Source organism: Vagococcus hydrophili, from assembly GCF_011304195.1.
GTDB classification, from domain to species: domain Bacteria; phylum Bacillota; class Bacilli; order Lactobacillales; family Vagococcaceae; genus Vagococcus; species Vagococcus hydrophili.
The window spans coordinates 416,847-439,515 of sequence record NZ_CP049887.1 but is presented as its reverse complement, the minus strand read 5'-3'; the positions used below and the strand labels follow the sequence as shown (position 1 = coordinate 439,515).

At 31.6% G+C, this 22,669-nt stretch carries 15 protein-coding genes; 13 read left to right on the top strand and 2 right to left on the bottom strand.

All coding sequences use genetic code 11. The features are described 5' to 3' along the window. Positions 1–60: 60 nt before the first annotated feature. Complete coding sequence (locus G7082_RS15200) at positions 61–138, bottom strand: putative holin-like toxin (protein WP_238842706.1); 78 nt, start codon at positions 136–138, stop codon at positions 61–63. Between the two features lie 167 nt (positions 139–305). Then, positions 306–734, bottom strand: coding sequence for a GNAT family N-acetyltransferase (locus G7082_RS02080; RefSeq protein WP_166033514.1), 429 nt, complete (start codon positions 732–734; stop codon positions 306–308). Positions 735–873: 139 nt separating this feature from the next. Between G7082_RS02080 and G7082_RS02075 the strand changes: the two genes are divergently transcribed. From G7082_RS02075 to G7082_RS02020, 13 genes are all read left to right on the top strand, one after another. Further along, entirely contained in the window at positions 874–1,998 is a 1,125-nt protein-coding gene (locus G7082_RS02075) for an AI-2E family transporter (RefSeq protein ID WP_166033513.1), read from the top strand. Positions 1,999–2,095: 97 nt separating this feature from the next. Beyond that, on the top strand, positions 2,096–3,481 hold the full coding sequence (locus G7082_RS02070; protein ID WP_166033512.1) for a hemolysin family protein: 1,386 nt from the start codon (positions 2,096–2,098) through the stop codon (positions 3,479–3,481). A 185-nt stretch (positions 3,482–3,666) separates the two neighbouring features. Beyond that, positions 3,667–5,532, top strand: a complete 1,866-nt coding sequence (locus tag G7082_RS02065; protein ID WP_166033511.1) for a DUF6020 family protein — start codon at positions 3,667–3,669, stop codon at positions 5,530–5,532. 273 nt (positions 5,533–5,805) lie between these two features. Next, the gene (locus tag G7082_RS02060) at positions 5,806–7,212 is read left to right on the top strand and encodes a DUF6056 family protein (RefSeq protein ID WP_166033510.1); all 1,407 of its coding nucleotides are present in this window, start codon (positions 5,806–5,808) and stop codon (positions 7,210–7,212) included. 39 nt (positions 7,213–7,251) lie between these two features. Continuing rightward, positions 7,252–8,205 (top strand): glycosyltransferase family 2 protein, encoded by a 954-nt coding sequence (locus tag G7082_RS14905; RefSeq protein WP_202983122.1) that lies wholly within the window; start codon positions 7,252–7,254, stop codon positions 8,203–8,205. Between the two features lie 12 nt (positions 8,206–8,217). Beyond that, positions 8,218–8,931, top strand: a complete 714-nt coding sequence (locus G7082_RS14900) for a glycosyltransferase family 2 protein (protein ID WP_202983121.1) — start codon at positions 8,218–8,220, stop codon at positions 8,929–8,931. Next, positions 8,931–9,281: a DUF2304 domain-containing protein gene (locus G7082_RS02050; RefSeq protein ID WP_166033509.1), complete on the top strand. Its 351-nt coding sequence runs from the start codon at positions 8,931–8,933 to the stop codon at positions 9,279–9,281. Before G7082_RS14900 ends, G7082_RS02050 begins: the two co-directional genes overlap by 1 nt. Next, the gene (locus tag G7082_RS02045) at positions 9,278–9,619 is read left to right on the top strand and encodes an EamA family transporter (protein ID WP_166033508.1); all 342 of its coding nucleotides are present in this window, start codon (positions 9,278–9,280) and stop codon (positions 9,617–9,619) included. The genes G7082_RS02050 and G7082_RS02045 overlap by 4 nt, the downstream gene beginning before the upstream one ends. Before the next feature lie 185 nt (positions 9,620–9,804). Beyond that, positions 9,805–12,606 (top strand): immunoglobulin-like domain-containing protein, encoded by a 2,802-nt coding sequence (locus G7082_RS02040; RefSeq protein WP_166033507.1) that lies wholly within the window; start codon positions 9,805–9,807, stop codon positions 12,604–12,606. A 231-nt stretch (positions 12,607–12,837) separates the two neighbouring features. Next, positions 12,838–15,063 carry a C39 family peptidase gene (locus G7082_RS02035; RefSeq protein WP_166033506.1) on the top strand — a complete coding sequence of 742 codons (2,226 nt, stop codon included), beginning with the start codon at positions 12,838–12,840 and terminating at the stop codon, positions 15,061–15,063. Between the two features lie 51 nt (positions 15,064–15,114). Next, positions 15,115–17,310: a M15 family metallopeptidase gene (locus G7082_RS02030; RefSeq protein WP_166033505.1), complete on the top strand. Its 2,196-nt coding sequence runs from the start codon at positions 15,115–15,117 to the stop codon at positions 17,308–17,310. 155 nt (positions 17,311–17,465) lie between these two features. After that, complete coding sequence (locus G7082_RS02025; RefSeq protein ID WP_166033504.1) at positions 17,466–19,043, top strand: peptide chain release factor 3; 1,578 nt, start codon at positions 17,466–17,468, stop codon at positions 19,041–19,043. 113 nt (positions 19,044–19,156) lie between these two features. After that, on the top strand, positions 19,157–22,663 hold the full coding sequence (locus G7082_RS02020) for a bifunctional glycosyltransferase/CDP-glycerol:glycerophosphate glycerophosphotransferase (protein ID WP_166033503.1): 3,507 nt from the start codon (positions 19,157–19,159) through the stop codon (positions 22,661–22,663). Positions 22,664–22,669 lie beyond the last annotated feature (6 nt).

Here is a 22,669-nt window from a genome sequence, read left to right as displayed (position 1 = left end):
ATAAATTTTATATGATTAAAAAATAAACCATATCTAAAACTCGGTCAAAGTTTCGATGGTTTATTTTTTTTTATCATTTTTCAGAATAAGAACAATTGTTGAGACCAAGGTCAGCGTAAAGCTCCCAAAGGCGATCATCAATTGTAATGCTTCTGATATCGACAAAATAGGTTCTCCTTTCCTAGATTGAGTGGTTATATTCATAAGCCACCACCTCCAATACAGGATCACCACCACCATAAAACTTTTCTACAGAGATATTATATCACGAATAAGTTCAAATAAAGAGGTGAAAAAAATATGTTCTACAATTCTTTCTCCATATCAAAATGCCTGATACCTGCTTCAAAGTATTCGTCGTCTTCAACTAAGTAGTTAAGAGACTCGTAAAAGCCAAGAGCACTTTCTTGAGCACCAAGAACTATTTTTGTAGCACCTGTTTCTTTAGCTGATTGTTCCGCAAATAATAAAAGTTGCTTCGCATACCCTTTTTTACGAGCTTCTTTTAAAACAGCCATTCGTTGCACTTTAAAAATGTGGTTTCCTTTATCTAGTAATCTAACAGTGGCTTTAGCTTGATTATTGTCATACAAAACAAAATGTAGGCAGTCACTTTCTTGGGCAATTTCAATATCTAAAGGAATATTTTGTTCTTTGACAAAGACTTCTTTACGAATCTTTAGGGCATCTTGATAAGTAGGACTATTAAGATCTGTGGTTTGTTTGATTTCCATTCGTTGGACACTCCTTTTCTGAGATAAAAAATAATAAAAGCAATTTTGGTTAATTTATATTATACTATAGGGTAATTATAGAAACAAAAATGAGACATTGTTTTCTATCTATGATCTAATCTAATTGGAGGAACTAAAAATGTATGATAAATTAAAACGATCGAAACTAATGTTTTGGTCAGTTGAATTATTAGTTATTGCAACACTTATACTGGTTGGCACGAAGATTAATTTTATCTTTAAACCAATCGGCACCATGTTTACCACCATGTTTGCCCCAATCTTAATCTCTGGTTTTTTATATTACTGTTTTAAGCCAGTTGTTTCTTTCTTAGAGAGAAAAGGATTAGGTAAAACACTTTCTGTAACGATAGTGATGTTACTTCTTGTAGGTATTATTGTGTTATCGATTTCTTCATTAATTCCGAATTTGATTAATCAGATTGCAGCCTTAACGAAAAAAATGCCTCAATTTATTACAATGGTAGAAGCATGGGCGGACCAAGTCAGTCATCATCCAATGTTACAAAATGTGGATATCCAATCTTATATTGATAAGTGGAACTTGTCTTTAGGCAGTATTGCTCAGTCGACATTTAACGGGTTAAGTACTGGAATCGGATCGATTGTTTCTTCTGTAGCAGGGATTGCCATGTTAGTAGTAACTGTCCCATTTATTCTATTTTACATGTTAAAAGACGGTCACAAATTTATTCCTGCAATTGAACCGTATTTACCAACGAAGCACAAAAATGAAATGATTGAGCTTTTAAGTAAAATGGGTGAAACGATCTCTAAATATATTAGTGGTCAAATGATTGAGTGTTTATTCGTTGGTGTATCAACGAGTTTAGGTTACATGTTAATTGGTGTGGACTATGCGTTTCTTTTTGGCTTCATTGCTGGGATGACTAACATGATTCCTTACATTGGCCCGTACATCGGTTTAGCTCCAGCAGTCTTTATCACCGTCTTTTCTGATCCTTGGAAAGCCGCTCTTGCCTGTGTGGTAGTTTTAGTGGTTCAACAAATTGATGGTAATATTATTTATCCAAATGTGATTGGTAAGAGTTTAGATATTCATCCACTAACCATTATTATTATTTTATTAGTTGCCGGAAACTTAGCTGGTTTACTAGGAATGATTTTAGGTGTACCGTTCTACGCTGTGTGTAAAACTATTTTTGTTTATGTGTTTAATATGGTAAAACTGAATAAGCAAGAAGAACCGAATACAGTTCAGTTAGAAGAACCTAAAAAATAGGTGTTTCTGATTGTCAAAATTAGTAGAGTGTGATACGATTTTCTGGTAATTGTTTTAAAAATTACAACTTATATTTATGTTAGGAGAGAACAAGCTTATGAACGCTGACCCTGATAGTCAGTCTATTTTAATCAACATCATTATTTTAATTATTTTAACACTACTAAATGCCTTTTTTGCTGCTGCAGAGATGGCCGTGGTATCTGTTAATAGGAGTCGTCTCGAGGCAAAAGCCGATGAGGGGGAAAAATCTTCTGTTAAGTTATTACGATTAATTAATGATTCTGGTAATTTTTTATCAACCATTCAAGTAGGTATTACTTTGGTCACTATTTTATCTGGTGCCTCTTTAGCCAATTCTTTTGCTAGAGAACTTGCTCCATTATTTGGTGGTGCTACCTGGGCAAAACAAGTGTCACAATTTATTGTATTGATTTTATTAACGTATATTTCGATTGTTTTTGGAGAGTTATATCCAAAACGAATTGCGTTAAATAAATCAGAGGAAGTCGCAAAATTTGTAATGGGTCCTATTAAATTTTTAGGAATTATTATGAAGCCGTTTGTTTGGTTACTTTCAAGTTCAACTAATTTATTAAGCCGTTTAACCCCGATGACGTTTGATGACGTCGATGATAAAATGACAAGAGAAGAGATGGCTTATATCTTAACCAATGAAGGTGTCCTTGATTCTGGGGAACTTGAGATGGTCCAAGGGATTTTTGATATGGACACAACCCTTGCTCGTGAAGTCATGGTTCCAAGAACCGAAAGTTTTATGATCGATATTCATGATTCATCTGAAGAGAATATAGATAAAGTTTTATCCAACAATTTTTCTAGAATTCCCGTATATGATGACGACAAAGATCGTATCATTGGTATTCTACATTTAAAAAACTTATTAAAAGAAGCCAGAGTTTCTGGATTTAAAGACTTAGACTTATTAAAAGTTATTCACGAACCCTTATTTGTTCCTGAAACAATTTTTATTGATGATTTATTGATTGAACTTAAAAGAACTCAAAACCATATGGCAATTCTTTTAGATGAGTATGGTGGTGTGGTTGGTTTAGTCACATTGGAAGATTTATTAGAGGAAATCGTTGGTGAAATCGACGACGAATCTGATGAGTTGACCATTGATGAATTATTCGAAAAAATTGGTGAAGATGAATACTTGGTTCAAGCCAAAATGCCAATTGATGATTTTAATGAAGCCTTTGGTACGAATTTAGCAATGAACGATGTGGACACAATGGCAGGTTACGTGATTACGGCTTTAGGTGTGATTCCTGAAGTAGATGAAACCTTGTCAATAGATGTGGAGCACGTCACTCTAACAACCCACAAAGTTGAAGGAACTCGACTTTTAGAAATTAAACTAAAAGTCCACGAAATAGAAGACGAACCTGAAGAAGAGAAATATCGTATTTTGAAGGGATCGGCTGATCGTGAGAAGAGTAAAGAAAAAGAAGAGTAAAGCAGGTTGAGGCTGACAGTGATCAGCCTCTTTTTTTAGAAGTTAAATTGTAATGTTCAGGTTGGAAAGTTTATAGTAAAATAGTATCATACGTTTAATGAAATAGAAGTAGGAGGATATGTATTAGAAAAATACATAATAAAAAAATGAGAAAAAAAATAAGTTTAGTTTTGATGGCTTTTATTATGTCTTGTGGGTTAGTGATGACGCCGCAAGCGCATAAATTAGGCCCAGATAGTTATGACAGAATTTCTAATAGTTTTCTAAAATTTGTTTATCATTTATTTAATGAGCTAATGGTTTCAATTACTGTGAATCGAATTGTCGTAACGTTGATTTTTGCTTTGATGTGTGTCAGTTTAAGATTTGTTAGTAAAAAACAAATCAAAATAAATTGGATTCAATATTTACTCTCAGTAATTTTGTCAATCTTTGCAGTATCGGGAATGGCTTTTTCATTTCCTAACTTAAAAGATGGAACTTGGAGTATTCTTTTTGAAAATAATATTCAAACGATTAAAACTTTAATTTTATTAGTATCATGGTTTTGGTTTTATAATTTGATTCAGTCCTTTTTAGTTTATATGCTGACAGAATTTAAGTTGAAGCCTTATGATTTAGGCAAATACGAATCATCTAAAATAGTTAATTTTGCTAGAAAACATGTCTATTTTTCAGCTTTAATTTTATATTTATTATTGGTATTACCAGTTGTTTTAATGGATTATCCTGGAACGATTTCTTATGATACGCTGATTCAATTGATCCAGTTTAACCATGATATGGAACTTAGAAATGATCACCCTATTTTTTCAACAGCGATGTTAGGGAATGCGGTGAAGATTGGAACTAAATTAGGCTATCCATCATTAGGAGTCTTTTTCCATAGTTTATATCATATGGTTGGTTCAGGTTTACTAGTTGCTTTTAGTTCATGGGTGATTTACCAAATTACAGATAAAAAGAAAATGGCTTATGGTTACGTTGTGTTAGTAGGACTGCTACCAATTATGACTAATTTAATTACCGTACCTGTGAAAGATACAATGTTCTCACATGCTTTTGCGGCAAGTGTGGCAAGTGCTTGTTTATATTTATATAAAAAGGACTTGTACTTCAAAAATAAAATATACTTAGTAACTGTTGTTACATTAACACTAGCAATTTTGCTTAGAAAAAATGCTATTTATGCGATTGTCCCAATGTTGTTTATTTTGATTCCTTTTGAACTCTTTAAACTTTACAAAAAAAAGGCGACTCATTTTGTGTTAGTAGCACTGATTATTTTACCAATTGGGATGGCTACTCTTATTGAAAATGGTTTGGTTTCTCATTACAAAATCAGTTCAGAAGTAATGGAGAGAGAAAAGCTATCAGTGCCTCTTCAACAAACAGCAAGATATGTAAAAAAATATGGAGATGAAGTCACAGAGAGTGAAAAGAAAACAATCAACAAAGTAATCAAATATGAAGGAATCCCAGAAAGATATCTACCAACTAGATCTGATCCGATTAAAGAATCTTTCCAAGAAGATGTTTCTTCTGAGGATATCAAAGAATATATGGGAGTTTGGGGAAAACAATTCACGAAACATCCTATGGTTTATTTTGAAGCAACCATGCATCAAATATTCCCGCTGTTTACAGTGACTAACTATAATACATATTATGCGAGCTTAGAATCAACATCCAAAATAACACCATGGACAAACTCACATTTTGAAATTTATAATTTAACACAACCTCAAATAAATACGGATTTGAGTTTAACCAAGATGGGTTATTCAAAACTGTTTGATTCATTACCTGTATTAGGGTTATTAAATAATTACTCACTTTATATTATTTTAATCATGATGATTTTAGCACTAGCGTTATATCGTAAAATGTATAAACTTTTATGGTTATTATTACCGACATTATTACTTTTAGGAACATTAATCGTAGGTCCTCTAATGATTGGCTATCATCGTTACTACATTCCATTTGTATTACTTGCCCCAATTTATTTAGCGGTAATGTATAAAGAGTTAAACTCGAAGGAAGAATAAAGAAAAACTCCTAGAATTAGTTTGTTTACTAATTTTTAGGAGTTTTATTTTGGATTGAAATAAATCCTGATTTTTAAGATTGTCATTAATAAAAGCTAAAAAGATACCGAAGCTAATAGTGTGCATGGAAATGAAAAAAAACTGACAAAGTAATGTGTGATAATTTATCAACTAATAGTGTTGCTTTGTTCAAAAAAATAATTTTTTGAGACTATCTTTTTGACTTTATATCAATTAAAATTAGAAGGATGGATATATATGAGGAGGAACAAGATGAATAAAGTAAAATCTATTTGGCTGTATGCGACCTTTATCTTTATCATGTCAATGCTTGTTGTGTTGTCATGGGATGATTTCTTTTGGGGTGGCACACAAGGAATGGAACAGCTAGCTAATAATTTTGATGGATATAATGGTAGGTATTTAGGAAACTTGATTATCATGGGAATAACAAGATCAACGCTCCTAAGAATTATTCTGTATACATCTGTCAATGTTAGCTTAGTACTAGTCATTTCTAAACTACTATCAGATAGAGTGAAGATGAGATACATTGTTCTTATCCTGATGACAATACCTATGGATATTTTTAGACAAACGTATGGTTGGTTTTCTGGATTTGCCAACTACAATGTGTCTAGCTTACTTGTATTAATAGTATTCTACCTTGTTTTGAAAAAAGAAAATAAATGGTGGTTGAACCTAGTCGTGTTACTAGTGGCTTTTTTAAGTCAGTTTTTAGCAGAAAATGTGTCAATGGCAAACGTGATTTTAAGCTTTTTAGCGATTATCTTTATGATTTTTACAGATAGAAAAAGAATCTCTTTAGCTGTTTTTTGGTTTTTAGGATCAATTTCTGGTATGTGGTTAATGTTTCAAAATAGTGCCTATCATTCAGATAGTTCAAGAGGATTATCAAATGTTTATTTCTCTGAGTTGTTTAAACATTTACTACAAGACTGGTCAGAGCTAGTTGTGAAAAACAATATCTTTTTGATTGCTCTATTTTCAATTGTGGTTTATTTAGCTTTAAAGAAACCAAAATTGATTGGTAGCTATTTGCTGTTCTTTAATATTTATTTTATTGGACGTAGCTATTTAAATATTAGTTTTTATCAAGCTCCGCTGTATATGTTATTAGGTGAGTTAATTTTAATTTTTATCTTTTTTGCCATTCTGATATATGCTGGTACTAAAGTTCTTAAAGAGTCGGATCTTAAATTGTACTTTATCTTTTTATTTACAGCTATCGTGATGGTTGGTCCATTCTTGATTGTGACACCTTTTGGTCCAAGAAATATTCTATTAACCTATTTATTTTTAGCTTTGGCACTAGGCATTTTATGGGTAAATACTGAAGTTAATGTAGAGTTAACTAAACTTGATACATATGTTAAGAGTGGTACCATTTGTTTAATGATGTTCTGCTTATTCTTATATGGCGTCAATAGCTTTGAAAATCAACGTCGTGTTTCTATGATAAAGAAAGCAGCTGAGCGTGGAGATAAAGTTGTGACCGTTAGACGACTGCCATTTTCATTTTTAGGACAAGCAATAGACGGTATTGATCAAGGTAGTAGAGCGGATGATTTCAAACAACATTACGATATTAAATCAAAGATTAAAATAGAGATGAAAGGCAGAGATATGCCTTTGCCTTGGCTTCAAACAAATGATTAGTTAGCCGTAGTATTAGGTCTAATGTAGGAGGTTTAACCAATGAAATTAATTACCTTTTGTGTGCCTATGTACAATGAAAGTGAAAGTATTAATGAATTATATAGACAATTAAATGAATTATCTAAAAGCTATACTGGTCAATACGACTTTGAGTTTTTATTTGTCAATGATGGTAGTATTGATAATTCTTTGAATATCGTTAAAGATTTAGCAACTGAAGACTCTCGAATTTCTTATGTGGATCTCTCCAGAAATTTTGGTAAAGAAGTCGCGATGTTGGCTGGTTTTGATCATTGTAAGGGAGACGCGGTGATTATGATGGATGCGGATTTGCAACATCCACCAGGCACGATTCCTCAAATGATTACAGAATGGGAGAACGGTTATCAAGATGTCTATGGTAAACGTGTCACTCAAAATGGGGAATCTTTCTTTAAAAAAGAGAGTTCTAAACTGTATTACAAAATATTAGGGAATTTTTCTCAAGTTCCTGTTTTACCAGCTGTAGGTGATTTTAGATTATTAGATCGTGTGTGTATTGATAGTATTACCAAGATTCGTGAGAGTCAGCGGTATACAAAAAGCATGTATATGTGGATTGGTTTTAAGAAAAAAGAAGTCGAATTTGTTTCTAGCGAAAGGTTTGCTGGAGAAACAAAATGGAAGTTAGGAAATTTAATTCAACTAGCAATTAATGGGATTGTTTCTGATTCAACAGCTGCTTTAAGATTATCTCTATATAGTGGAATTTTTATTTCCTTGATGTCGTTTGTCTATATGATTTATATCTTAGTTAAAACATTAATCGTAGGCAGTTCAACACCAGGATTTCCAACGTTAACTATTTTGATTTTATTTTTAAGTGGTTCACAGCTTATTTTTCAAGGTGTGATGGGTGAGTATATCGGTAAAATATATACAGAAGTAAAAAATAGACCCCCGTATTTAATTCAAGAATATCATACGTCAACTAAAGAAGAAGTATCTGAGTAAAGGAGTTTTTTTATGAAAGTACTAATGATAATACCTGCGTATAACGAAGAAGCAAGTATTTTAAAGACAACTGAATCAATTAAATCATTTCAAAAAGAAGTTCCTTTTGAATTAGATTATTTAGTAATTAATGATGGTTCAACAGATAATACTAAAAAGGTCTTAGTCGAAAATCAAATTCCTGCGGTTCATTTAATTAAAAACTTAGGTATCGGTGGTGCGGTTCAGACGGGTTATTTATACGCTTATTACAACGATTACGATATTGCGATTCAATTTGATGGGGATGGTCAGCATGATATAAAATCAGTGACAGCACTTATTAATCCGATTGTGAAGAATCAGGCTGATTTTACCGTAGGATCAAGATTTGTTGAAGGTTCTCCTTCAGAGTTTAAAACTTCTTTTTCAAGAAGATTAGGTATTAACTTGATATCTGGCTTTATTCGTTTAAAAACAGGCAAGAAATTATTAGACGTAACGTCAGGCTATCGTGCAGCTAATCGAGAAATTATTGAATATTTCGCTACACACTACCCGAGAAAATACCCTGAACCAGAAACGAATGCATTACTGATAAAACAAAATAAGCGAGTCAAAGAAGTGGGAGTTAATATGTTTGAGCGTTTAGAAGGTAAATCCTCTATTACGCCAATCAAATCGATTCGTTACATGGTAGAAGTGTTAACGTCCATCATTTTATTATCTAGTGGAGGTAAAAATTAATGAGTATTCTAACAATGGTTATGATTGTCTTCTCAATTTGTTTCTTAGGATTTATCATTAAGCTGATTCGCTCAGCAACGTTCACTTTAGAACATTCATTAATGTGGCTTGCGATTGGTATTATTATGTTGTTATTCTCTGTGTTTCCAAAAATACCGGAATATTTTGCTGATTTATTAGGATTTGAAACGATGTCTAATTTTCTGTTAGTGATGGCCGTTTTCTTCAGTTTGGCACAGTTGATAATTTTTACGAAGCATATTACCAAACAGACGAATGATATTAAATCTTTGATTCAAGAAGTCTCTATATTAAAAGAAAAGATTGAAAGAAAGGAAAAAGAAAAATGATTTTATTTTTTATTTATGTAATTTTATCTTCATCAGGTATTATTTTATTTAAATTAGGTTCTGCTGATCTATCTGTAAAGATGGTTAACAATCAATTGAATATGAATTTTCCATCATTAAGTTTACTAGGTTTATTATGTTATTTACTTAGTTTTGTTTTATGGATGATCATCATTTCAAAAGCAGATGTAAGTTTTATTGTTCCTTTAGGTTTAGGAATTACTAACGTCTTAATTTTAGTAGGATCGGTTGTCTTTTTAAAAGAAAGTATTAGTACGAATGCCATGATTGGTATTGCTTTGATTTTAGCAGGAACGCTTTTGATGAATTATAAATAGAATAATTATTAAGGAAAACACTTTATCATATTTGATAGGGTGTTTTTTTTCACGTTTTAATACCACTAAATAAGAAGAATTTTCACTTTAAATATTATTATTGATTAATTAATGAACTAAGTTATAATGAAGTAGAAACTAAAATAAAACATGTTATTTAACTATAACATTAAAAGGAGAAGGTTATGAAGAAGAAGGGTCTTGTTTTAGCTTTATTTAGTACAGCAATTTTAGCAACAACATCAACTGGGGTAGTTGATCAAGTATTAGGTAATGAGATTAGAGTAGAAGCAGCAGAAAAAGCAACTGTTTCAGATGCAATTAAAGTTTTTGAATATGGTACAGTGAAAAAAGATAATTATTCAATGTGGAGAAATTTTAATTGGGCTAAAAAAGGTAATTCTAAAGATATTTATAATCAAACGATTTTAGTAAAATATAAGTATGAGCACAGCAATGGTTCAACTTATTATTCTTTATACAATGAAAAAGACACATGGTTAGGTTATATTAATTCAGACGCAATTGAGATGGCTTCTGGAAAACAAGGCATGGTAGTAAAAACAAGTAAAACAGTTCGAGTAACAAATACTAATTATCAAATCCACCAAAATTTTGGTTGGAAAAAGAAAAATGATAGTAAGAATTTTAAAGATCAAGATTTAAAAGTTAATTATCTATACAACCATTTCAATGGTTCAACCTACTATTCTTTATACAGTAAAGACAATACATGGTTAGGCTATATTAATAAAACTGGTGTGACAGAAGTAAGCACAAATAAAAAGCCACAAGGTGAAGCGATTAAAGTAGATAAATATGCAACTTTAGTTAATGGTAACTATAATTTATATCAAAATTTTAATTGGAAAATTAAAGAGCAGGGCGAAGCTTACAAAATGCAAACTAAAAGAGTGAAGTATGAGTACCATCATGAAAATGGTTCAACTTACTACTCAATGTATGACAATCAAGATAATTGGTTAGGTTATATTAATAAAAATGCAACGGAAGAAAATGGTCCTAAAGGTAAAAGCTTACCACGTGACTCATACGTAAGTTTAAAAAATTCAGAAGCAACAGTTTATAAAGATTTAGATACGTTAGAAAATCCCTTTGTGTTAAAAGGTAATAGAGAAGCAGAAGCTTTCTTTATCAACGAAGCTTTTTATCATTTTAATGGGGAAACTTACTATGGTCTATATAATACTAAAAAAGGTGTTTTTTCTAAGATAGGTTATGTTAGTGAGAAAGACTTAATAGTAGATGTAAGTTCTTCAGGTAAAGGGTACGCAGTGTCTCGACAAGTTAAATTAAGTACACCAAATCAAAAGACTTACCAAAACTTTAATTGGAAAGTAAAACACCAAACAAAAGATTTAATGAATAAAGTTTTCACTGCTAAACGAGTTTATTCGCACTCTAATGGAGATGATTATTATTCATTGTTTGATGAAAAAGGGACTTGGTACGGTTATGTGAATACGGCTTTTGTAAAAGGTGTCGTACCATCATTAACAGGAGTGAAAGATCAAACCGTTTATATGTCAGACAAAGAGTTTGATGCTTTAGCAGGTGTTGAAGCAACAGACTATCTAGGTAAAAAATTAGAGATCAAAGTTACAGGTTCTGTAGATATGAAGAAAGCTGGCACGTATGAATTAGTCTATACAACAGTTGATGGAGATGGCAATAAAGCAGAGTCTAAATCAAAAGTAACGGTTGTGGATGATCATGCTCCAATCTTTAAAGGGATTAAAAATGAAACAATCAAACAAAGTCCAGTCGCGTTTGATGTTAAAAAAGATGTGACAGCAACTGATTTTGAAGGTAAAACGATTGATTATAAAGTAACTGGTGAAGTAAATACTAAAAAAGCCGGTAAGTATGAACTGACTTATGAAGCAACAGATAGTCGTAAACATACAACCAAAGAAACAAAAACGGTGACTGTTGATAAAGTTGCTGAACCAAAATTAACAGAAATCAAAGATATTGAAGTAAAAAAATCAGCTAAGACATTTGATGCGTTAAAAGATATTGAAGCGACAGATTACAATAATAAAAAATTAGAAGTTAAAGTAACTGGTACTGTTGATATGTCTAAAAGTGGCGTGTATGAATTAACGTATACAGCAACTGACGATGTGGATCAAGTAGTATCAGCAAAACGTAAAGTGACAGTCATTAATGATATTAAACCAACCTTCACAGGGGTAGAAAATAGCAAACAAAACATTACAGTCGGTTCGTTCAATCCTAAAGTTGGTGTGACAGCAGTAGATAGTGACGGAAATGTGATTGATTATACGGTAACTGGTGAAGTTAAAGCAGATCAATTAGGTACGTATGAATTAGTTTATCAAGCAAAAGATAAAGCTGGAAATCAGGTTGAAGTAAAACGTTCTGTAGAAATTTTTGAAGTTCAAGTGGCAAGTGTCATTGTCACTGGTATGAATAAAGAAAAAGCCGGTCGTACAATGAGAATGTCTGCTGACGTTCAACCTGCGGATGCAAAAGATAAGTCAGTTGTATGGACGTCATCTAATGAGTTAGTAGCGACTGTGGATCAAACTGGTCAAGTAACAACTGTATCAGAAGGTGTAGTAACAATCACAGCGACTGCTTCAAATGGTGTGGCAGGCAGTAAAGATATAGTCGTTTCTAACGACATCTCTGGAAATTTAAGAATCAATTCTAGTGCAATTATGAATGGAATTGTAAAAAGTTTTGGATTTGTATTTGTAAATTATGAAAATGAAACGTTATATGTTAAAGAAGTAGAAATTGGTGAAGTTGGCTCTAGAAGCTCAAAATATACAGAACAAGAGCTAGCTCAAAATGGAATTAATACAACTATTTCTTCAAGAAACCAACTTAACATGAGTTTAAATAGTAAATTCGGTTGGTTCGAAGATAAGTTAATTGTAAAAGTTAAAGTAGCAACAGAAGATGGTATTGAAAAAGTTTTTGAAACAAGATTATAGAAAATAAGAAAAAAACTCTCAAATGCGGAACTTAAAGTTCTGATAGTGAGAGTTTTTTTCTTAAATCAATATTTTTACACGGTTTATGGATATGAGTGAGTATGCTAGAATGATATTGTATAAATAGTTCAATTAGACTGTTTTTTTGAAATGAACTGTTTTATTTTTTTATGGAAACATCCGATAAATATAGAAGTTATTAGTTTAATAAGAAGAAGGAGGAACGAAAAAGTGAAAAATAAAATTTTGTTGGGCTGCTTTAGTTGTATGATTTTAGTATCAACCGATACTTATTTAGCAGAAGAAGTAGTTAAGGAAACGACCACAACGTCTTCCAGTAGTGTGGTTATGAGCACAGAGAGTACTGAGTTGACACAAGAAACAACAGAGTCAATCACAAGTCATAGTGTTGAAAAGGTTAGTCCTCAAAAAAATGAAGATATAAAAGAAGAGGATACAGCACCGATTTCTGAGAATCAGAAAGAAGAAATTCATCAGTTTATTAGTGTTAATAAAGAGCATCCAATGATTTATTTAGATATGGAAGAAGCAACATCTAATGAATCCTCTTTTGTTAAAGGTCAAACTTTTTTAGCCAAAGAAAAAATAACTAAATCAGATGGAAATATATTTTATTTATTATTTAATCACTTAGATGAAAAAGTAGGTTTTGTTTCTTCAAATGATATAGAACTAGCTGGAAGTCAAGGTGGTGTTTATCAGTCTTTTTGGAAATACGGAACTGATGTTAATGTTAATGGATCAGCATATTCAGATTTTGAAGGAACTGTAAAAAATAGTTTAGTTCAATATAAGGATCTAACCTTAAGAGTAAGAGGTAAATACCATAGTTTTGACGGTACTATCTATTATTCAATGGATGATAACAAAGGTAATTGGTTAGGCTATGTTTCTGAAAAAGATCTAACTATTACCGAAGGAGCGCAAGGAAGTTATCAAGAATTTGGTCAGAATGTGATTATTAATAAAGATAATTATACGATTTGGCAAAATTTTAACTGGCAGAAAAAATATGATAGCAAGCAATTCTTGAACCGAACATTTGTAGCTAAGGGGATGTATCGTCATTTTAATGGAGATACTTACTATTCGTTATATGATTTAAACGATAAATGGTATGGCTACATCAACAGTACAGGAACAAAACTGACAACAGAAAATCAGGGTGAGTACGTTTCTTATAATAAGTACGTCACAGTCAAAAACAGCGGCGGTAGTGCTTGGAATAGTTTTAGCTGGAACGCACGCCAACCATTGAGCCAATTAGCTAATAAAACTTATAAAGCAAAAGGGATTTACTATCACGCTAATGGTGAAGATTACTTATCTTTATATGATAAAGATAATAAGTGGCAAGGCTATGTGAATAAGAATTTTGTGACAGTTGCGGATGGCGCGCAAGGTGGCTATCAAAATTACGATAAGTATGTATCGATTACTAAAAATAACTACACAATGTGGCAAAATTTTGATTGGAAAAAACGTGGTGACTCAAAAAATATTTATGAGAAGACTTTTTTAGCAAAAGGTAAATATCAACATTACAATGGTGAAACCTATCTGTCTATTTTTGACAGTTCAGGCAAGTGGTATGGTTATATCAATTCTAATGGCACTAAATTTACCGAGCGCTCTGGTTACGCCATTCCAATGAATAAAGTTGTGACAGTAACTAATGGTAATTATGATCTATGGAGAAATCTTAATTTTTCTTCCAAAAAAGGAACAACAAAAGGACTTGTTAACAAACCTTATAAAGTGAAATACAAGTACGAACACTATAATGGTTCAACCTATTATTCTATGTATGAAGGGGATAATTGGCTAGGTTATTTAAATAATACAGGAGTTAAAGAAGCAGCAGGAAAAAACTCGACTTATGTGATGTTAAATGCGCCTACTCATAATCAAAATGATATACATGCTGATATGGGATGTGAAGCAGCTAGTTTACTACAGGCACTTCAAGTTAAAGGATTTGCTAAAAACTATACATTAGCACCTTTTATAGAAGAGATGCCTCGTTCGAAGAATAACAATCCAAACGAAGGATTCTCTGGTTCTCCTTATGTGGTGAGAGATGGGGTTTATCACTCTATTTTCCCTAAACCTTTAACAAAATGGGCTAACGATTATGCTCATGGAACGGCAGCAGATATTTCTGGTACTGAATTTAAGCGGCTTTCAAATGAGTTAGAAAAAGGAAATCCGATAGTTTTATACATAACATTAGAGTATGCTAAACCAAGATATCATAATTATCACTGGGGACGTGGTGTTGAAAATGCTCATGTCGTCACGCTTGATGGTTATAATAGTCAAACTAATATGTATCACCTAGTGGATCCAAATGATAGAGGTGTTAATTGGGTAAGTGCTTCAACATTACAGGCGTCATATCAATACAATGAGAAAAAATCAGTGGTTATTAGATAAATAAAATAAAAGGTTGGCTTTTTAGTCAACCTTTTTTAAGGGAGTTTGGTTATGAAAAAAATAAAAATATTAATGTTGATGGGACTGGTGTCGGTTGCTGTTTCTGCAACGACTGTCTCAGCTCAAGAAGCGACTAAGAATTCTGAAAAAGAAACATTGGAATTAACTGAAACGAGTAGTAGCAGTGAAACTAAGGAAAGTTTTACTACAGATTCTACAAAATTATCAGAACAGGGAGTCGTTACAACTGAGACAACAGAAACTAAGGATGTTAAAGATAAAGAAGAAAATCAAAAAATATCAGTTTCTTATTATGGCACGATTAAAAAGAGTGGTGTCACTATTTGGGAAGATCAGGATTTAACGACTGTTAAAGGTAAAACGGATGAACATCTTAATAAAACTTTTCAAATCACTGAAGAAGTTAAGGATGAGCAACAACAAAATAAAGCTTATTTATTAATAGATAATAATCAAAAAAGAATCGGCTATGTTTTGTCATCTGCTGTTGAAATAACTGAAAACGCCAGTGGTGCCCCTACAAAAGTAGATAAATATGGTACTGTCCTAAGTTCTAATTATTCGCTATGGAAAGACGTAGAACAAAAAGAAAAAATAGAAGATCAGCAAGTGTTATATAAAAAAACGCTATCGATAAAAAATGAGTATCATCATTTTAATGGATCTACATATTATGAGCTTTATAATAATAAAAATGAGTTTTTAGGTTTTATAAATCAAGAAGATATTACACTAAGTGAGCATCGTGGTGGTAGCTATATAAGTACTTGGAAATACGCGACAGTTACTAAGAAAAACTACTCCTTATGGCAAGATTTTAGCTTTAGTCAAGAACGTAATAATTCTAGCAATTTTTATCAGAAAACGCTGCTAATGAAAGGTGAATATCATCATTTTAATGGTACCGTTTATTATTCGGTTTATGATAATCAAGATAATTGGTTAGGTTACATAAATCAAGATGGTGTAACGATTGGTGAGCATCGTGGAGGAATCTATATTCCATCAGGCAAGTATGTGACGTTAACTAAAAAGGATTACGCTATGTGGAGAAATCTTGATTTTAGTCAAGAAAAGAATAATAGTACTAAATTTTACGAACAAACCATGTTGGCTAAGGGTGAATACCATCATTTTAATGGCTCAGTTTATTATTCGATTTACAATAATAAGAATGAATGGCTAGGCTATCTTAATAAGAGTGGTGTTAAAGAAGGCGACAGTCGTGGTGGTGGTTATTTATCCCTAGAAAAGTACGGAACAGTGAATAGAAAAGGGTATTCATTATGGAATAATTTTTCTTTTAGTAAAGAAATAAACAATACTAGTCGATATTATGAGCAAACTCTTTTAATGAAAGGGAAGTACAATCATTATAACGGCTCAACTTATTATTCCGTTTATGATAACAAAAATCGCTGGTTAGGTTATGTTAATCAAGATGCGGTAACTTTGGCATCAGGTAGAGAAGGTCAAGCGATTAAAGTCAATCAAACAATCGCAATTCCTAATAATAATTATCCGATGTGGCAAAACTTTTCATGGCAAAAGAAGAATAACACCAATAATGTAGCTAAGAAAAAATATACTGTGAAGTATCAATACCACCACTTTAATGGAGATGTTTATAGTTCGGTTTATGATAACAATAAATGGATGGGATATTTGAACCAAAAAGGCAGTAAATCATGGCAAGAAAAAAATGGTGTCTTGTATATTGATAACATTATGATAGCCAATAAAAAAATTAAACTTCCCTCTTATTTTAATCCAGGTGAAAATGGAGAAGCAGGTAGACAAGTACGTTACATGATTTCTGATATGCAAAGACAAGGAATGAGTGTCAGTAATTCTTATTCTGGTTTCAGAACTTATCAGTATCAAGAACAAATATATAATGACTATGTTAGAATCAACGGTCAAGCTAAAACAGATACATTTTGTGCAAGACCTGGTCATTCGGAACATCAAACAGGTTTAACTTTTGATTTGAGACACGGCAATGGAACATTAATAGAATCTGGTTGGGAAGCAAATTGGTTGTCGCAAAATGCTCATAAGTATGGTTTTATTATCAGGTATAAAGCAAGTAAAACACCTATCACTGGTTATCAAGGAGAGCCTTGGCATGTTAGATATGTTGGGAAAGATCAAGCGAATAAAATTATGAATTCAGGTCAATGTTTAGAGGAGTATTTGGGTGTTGAAGGAGGAAATTATAGGTAACTATGTGTTGTTTTTGTATGACTTTATTTTTCATTAATTTATAATTGACTATTTTTCTATAACATTCACTTTCCCCTATTATCATGCTATAATAGAAGATGTTTTGTGAAAAATGTCAATCAATTTTAAATATAAAAATGTGTTAGGAGAAAAATATGGTTTTTAATCAAAAACAAGAAGTGGAACGTCGTCGTACGTTTGCTATCATTTCCCATCCGGATGCTGGGAAAACAACAATTACTGAGCAGTTACTTTTATTTGGTGGGGCAATTCGTAATGCTGGTACTGTTAAGGGGAAAAAAACAGGGAATTTTGCTAAGTCTGACTGGATGGATATTGAAAAACAAAGAGGGATTTCTGTAACCAGTTCTGTGATGCAATTTGATTTTGACGGTAAACGTGTCAATATCTTAGATACACCCGGACATGAGGATTTTTCTGAGGATACGTATCGTACCTTAATGGCTGTGGATAGTGCCGTGATGGTTATCGATAGCGCCAAGGGTATCGAAGCACAAACGAAGAAATTATTCCAAGTGTGTCGTATGCGTGGGATTCCAATTTTCACCTTCATCAATAAATTAGATAGAGATGGCCGTGAACCTTTAGAGTTACTAGAGGAGTTGGAAGAAGTTTTAGAGATTGAATCTTATCCAATGAACTGGCCAATTGGTATGGGTAAAGGATTTGAAGGATTATATGATATGTTCCATAATCGTGTGGAAATTCATCGTCCAGATCGTTATGATGGGGAACGTTTCTTACCTTTAAATGACAACCGTGAGTTAGAGATAGATCATCCAATTAAGCAATTATCAATTTTTGATCAAGTTCAAGATGATGTGGAATTATTAATGGAAGCAGGGAATGAATTTTCTGAGGAAAAAATCGCAACGGGTAAATTAACACCTGTCTTCTTTGGTTCAGCCTTAACAAATTTTGGTGTGGAGACTTTCTTAGAAACATTCTTACAATTTGCGCCACAACCAACGGCTCATATTACAAAAGCGGAAGATGTAGTAAGTCCTTATAGTGAAGACTTTTCAGGATTTGTTTTCAAAATTCAAGCGAATATGAATCCAGCTCACCGTGATAGAATTGCTTTTGTCCGTATTTGTTCTGGTTCATTTGAACGTGGAATGGATGTCCAATTATCACGTGAAAGTAAAAAAATTAAATTAAATAATTCCACTCAGTTTATGGCGGATTCTCGCGAGCAAGTAGAATCAGCTGTGGCGGGAGATATTATTGGGTTATACGATACTGGTCTATATCAAATTGGAGACACGATTTACACTGGTAAAGAAAAAATCGAATTTGAGGACTTACCATCATTTACGCCAGAATTATTTATGCGTGTTACTGCTAAAAACGTGATGAAACAAAAATCATTCCATAAAGGATTGAATCAATTAGTCCAAGAAGGTGCCATTCAGTTATATAAAACGTATTTAACTGAGGATATTATTATTGGTGCCGTAGGTCAATTACAATTTGAAGTGTTCAAACACCGTATGCAAGGAGAGTACAACACTGAAATTATTATGGAACCAATGGGAACTAAAATTGCTCGCTGGATCGAACCGGAACAATTAGATGAAAAAATGAGTTCAAGCCGAAACATCTTAGCTCGTGACCGTTTCGATCAACCGTTATTCTTGTTTGAAAATCAATTTGCAATGCGTTGGTTTGCTGATAAGTATCCAGAGATAGAACTTAAGAGTTTGTTATAAAGAGACAGAAAAAGATAAGACTGATAGTAAAATCAGTCTTATCTTTTGAATAAATGAGATCATTAAATCTATAGAATTTGAATTTATTTATAGGATTAATAGGGGGAAATAAATTGAACAAAGTAAAAATCACATCGATAATGCCAACTTTCAATGTAGAAAAATACATTTCTGATGCGATAGAATCTTTAGTAGAACAAATAGATTCTAATATTGAGCTAGAAGTGTTTATAGTAGATGATGGTTCTACAGATATGACGAAATCCATAATAAAAGACTATCAAGAAAAATATCCTTTCATAATATTGATTGAAGAATCTAATATAGGCCCTGGTGAGGCTAGGAATATTGCGATGAAAAAAGCTACAGGGGACTATATTACATTTATTGATGGCGATGATATTATCTATCCAAAATCATATGAAAAATTATTAAATTCAGCTAGAATTAATGATGCTGATATTGTAGTTGGGAACGTTTCAAGATTTGATTCAACTAGAAAATTTTTCTTGAGTGGATTACATAAAAAAATATTCTCAGATGAGAAGGTAGGAACTCATATTTTAGAATATCCTAACTTGTTATTTGATACGACATCTTGGAATAAGCTTTTTAAAACATCATTTTTACATCAAAATAAAATCACGTTTCCAGAAGGGATCCTTTATGAAGACATTCCTTTTAATATGGAAGCTCATTTGAAATCTTCTAACACTAATATAATTAATGATTATGTTTATAGATGGCAGTTACGAAACGATGGCGATAAATCTATAACACAATCAAGGCATAATGAAAAAAATATGTTGGATAGAATTACTGCAATGGCAATGTTTAATGACATTATTAAAGAGATGGCTGTTGATAATAAAGAATTTATTGAGAAGAAAGAATTAAAAGAATTGGAAATTGACTTGAAATTATTTTTAGATCAATTGTCTGAAACAGATGAATCTTACTTTGATTTGTTTTCAAAGTCAGTAACTAATTATATTGAGAATATGAAAACAGATGTCTTTCAAGAGAGACTAGCGACTATTAATAAAATAAAATATCGCTTAGTCATGGAGAATAGAAAAGAGGACCTAGTATTATTTAGTACTCATAGCAAAGAATTTTGGCAATTAAAGAATATTTTAGTAGATGGAAGATTAGTAAAAAAAATCGACAATTCTATTTTTGAGACATTTTTAGACAGTTCTTATTTTGATATGACTTCAGATGTTTCCCCTGTAACAAAGATAAAAAAAGTTTCTTGGGAAGAAAATATTCTTGAAATAGATGGTGTAGCGTTCTTAAAATACCTTGATACGAATAGTAGTGTTAAATATAAAGCCTATCTAAATTCAGATAAGGGAAGTAAAAAAGTATCTCTGCCCGTTGAATTATATAAAGACCAAAGTAACACTCAAATTTACGGTGGTGGCAAACAAGAAAATTTAGTTAAAAGAACGTATGATTATGATTATTCAGGTTATAAAATAAAAATGGATCTTTCCAATATTGAAATTCAGGAGTTACTTAAGTACGAGTGCTCAGTGAGTTTGAGTATTGAAAATGGTGATTTTACGCAAGAATTATTCATAGGTCAACCAGCCAAAGGATATGGTACTCGTCCTAAGGATATTAAGATTAATAATGTTGTTTATCGCATATTATACAATAAACAATGGCAATTAAAGATAAATGCAACTCCTGTGGGTGGAGTGATAAACAATGTTATTCTTGAGAAAGATCAAGTGAAACTTTTAGGTTGCTTTGTAGATGAAAGAATAAATATTATTCGTTTAACTAATTATCATTTAAACCATTATATAGAAAAAGAAGTGGTAGTTAACCCACAAGATAAATCATTTGAATTATGTTTTGATATTTCAGATATGGAGAAGATTTCTAGTAGAGAAAATTTTTATCCACAATTTTTTGAAAATGATAATGAATTTAAAGTTGAAGTCTCAGAGGATTTCAAAACTGAATTCCATAAGTATGGAAATAAAGAAATTTGTTCAAATAAAACAAGAAATAACTTTTTACAGATTTATATTCTTGATGAAATTACTGCTAAATTAATAGAAATTAATGGTCATCAAGATGGTAACAAAGTATTCAATTTAACTTTTGATATTATCCAAGATTTAGATGATTTGAATGTAGAAGAACTATCTAAATTTAGTTTACAAGGTGTTAGAAATAAAGATGGTTTAGTATTTAATGTTAATCCAGTTAAAATTGATATAACTGAAGAAGTTGCTAAATTAAGTTATCAAATAAAAGTTTCAGAGAATGATTTACATATGTTTGGTAATTCTTCTTGGAAATTTAGTCAAGTAATAAAAACTAATGACGGAGTTACTAAACGAGTAGTTGTAATGAAATATTTAGGTCAAAAAATTCGCTGGAGTATTTTGAAAAATAATTTTATTATTGAAAAAAATGTTAGACATGAAATTCAATTGATGTCTTCTTTAGAAAAAGAATATTTTGATAAAGGTCCAAGACGTAAGAAGATGTTGAAAGACAAGATATATCCTTTCTTCATGAAACTACCTCAAAAGAAAAAGATGATTATGTTTGAAGCATATTGGGGCAGATCATATAGTTGTAATCCGAAAGCTATGTATGAGTATGTAGATCAGAATTATCCAGGATATACATGTGTTTGGAGTTTAAATAATCCATATGAGGAAGTTAAAGGTAATGCAATTAAAGTTAAGAAAAATAGCTGGCGTTACTACTATTACTTAGCTAGGTCGAAATATTTTATCAACAATGTGAATTGGCCTAATGAATATATAAAACGTGATACTAGTGTTGAAATACAGACTCTACATGGAACATTTTTAAAAACTATGGGATTAGATGTAGAGGATGAAGTAAAAACAAAAGAGCAATTAGAAGGTTTTAGAAAAAGACATGGTCGTTGGGATTACTTAGTTTCTCCAAGTAGTTTCATGACAAAAACTGCTAGGAGAGTTTTCGAATTTAATAAAGAAATGTTAGAATTTGGTTTTCCTAGAAACGATTTACTTGTAAATGCAGAAGAACATCAAGACATTTCAATTAAGTTAAAAGAAAAACTAAATATTCCAGCAGATAAAAAAGTAATTCTTTATGCACCTACTTATCGAAATAAGAGTGGCTTTAACTTCGAATTAGATATCAAAGAAATGAGAGAAAAATTATCTGATGATTATGTTTTATTAGTTAGATTACACTATTTTGTGGCTAAATCGTTAGATTTAGATGAAGTTGAAGATTTTGTTGTCAATGTTTGTAACTATCCAGATGTTCAAGAGTTATTATTAATCACAGATGTATTAATTACCGATTATTCTTCTATCATGTTTGATTATGCTAATTTAAATCGTCCGATGTTATTCTTTACGTATGATCTTGAGTATTATAGAGATGTTCTTAGAGGAATGTATTTAGATTTTGAGGAAGAAGCTCCAGGAAAACTATGTAAGAAAACAGAAGAGTTAATTGAATCATTAGAAGATCTTGAAAATTATCAAAAAGAATATAGCTTAAAATTAAATGAATTTAGAAGTAGGTATAATGAGTTTGAAAAAGGTGAAGCATCTAAACAAGCCTTTGAAAAAATATTTAGGAAGAAGTGATATAAA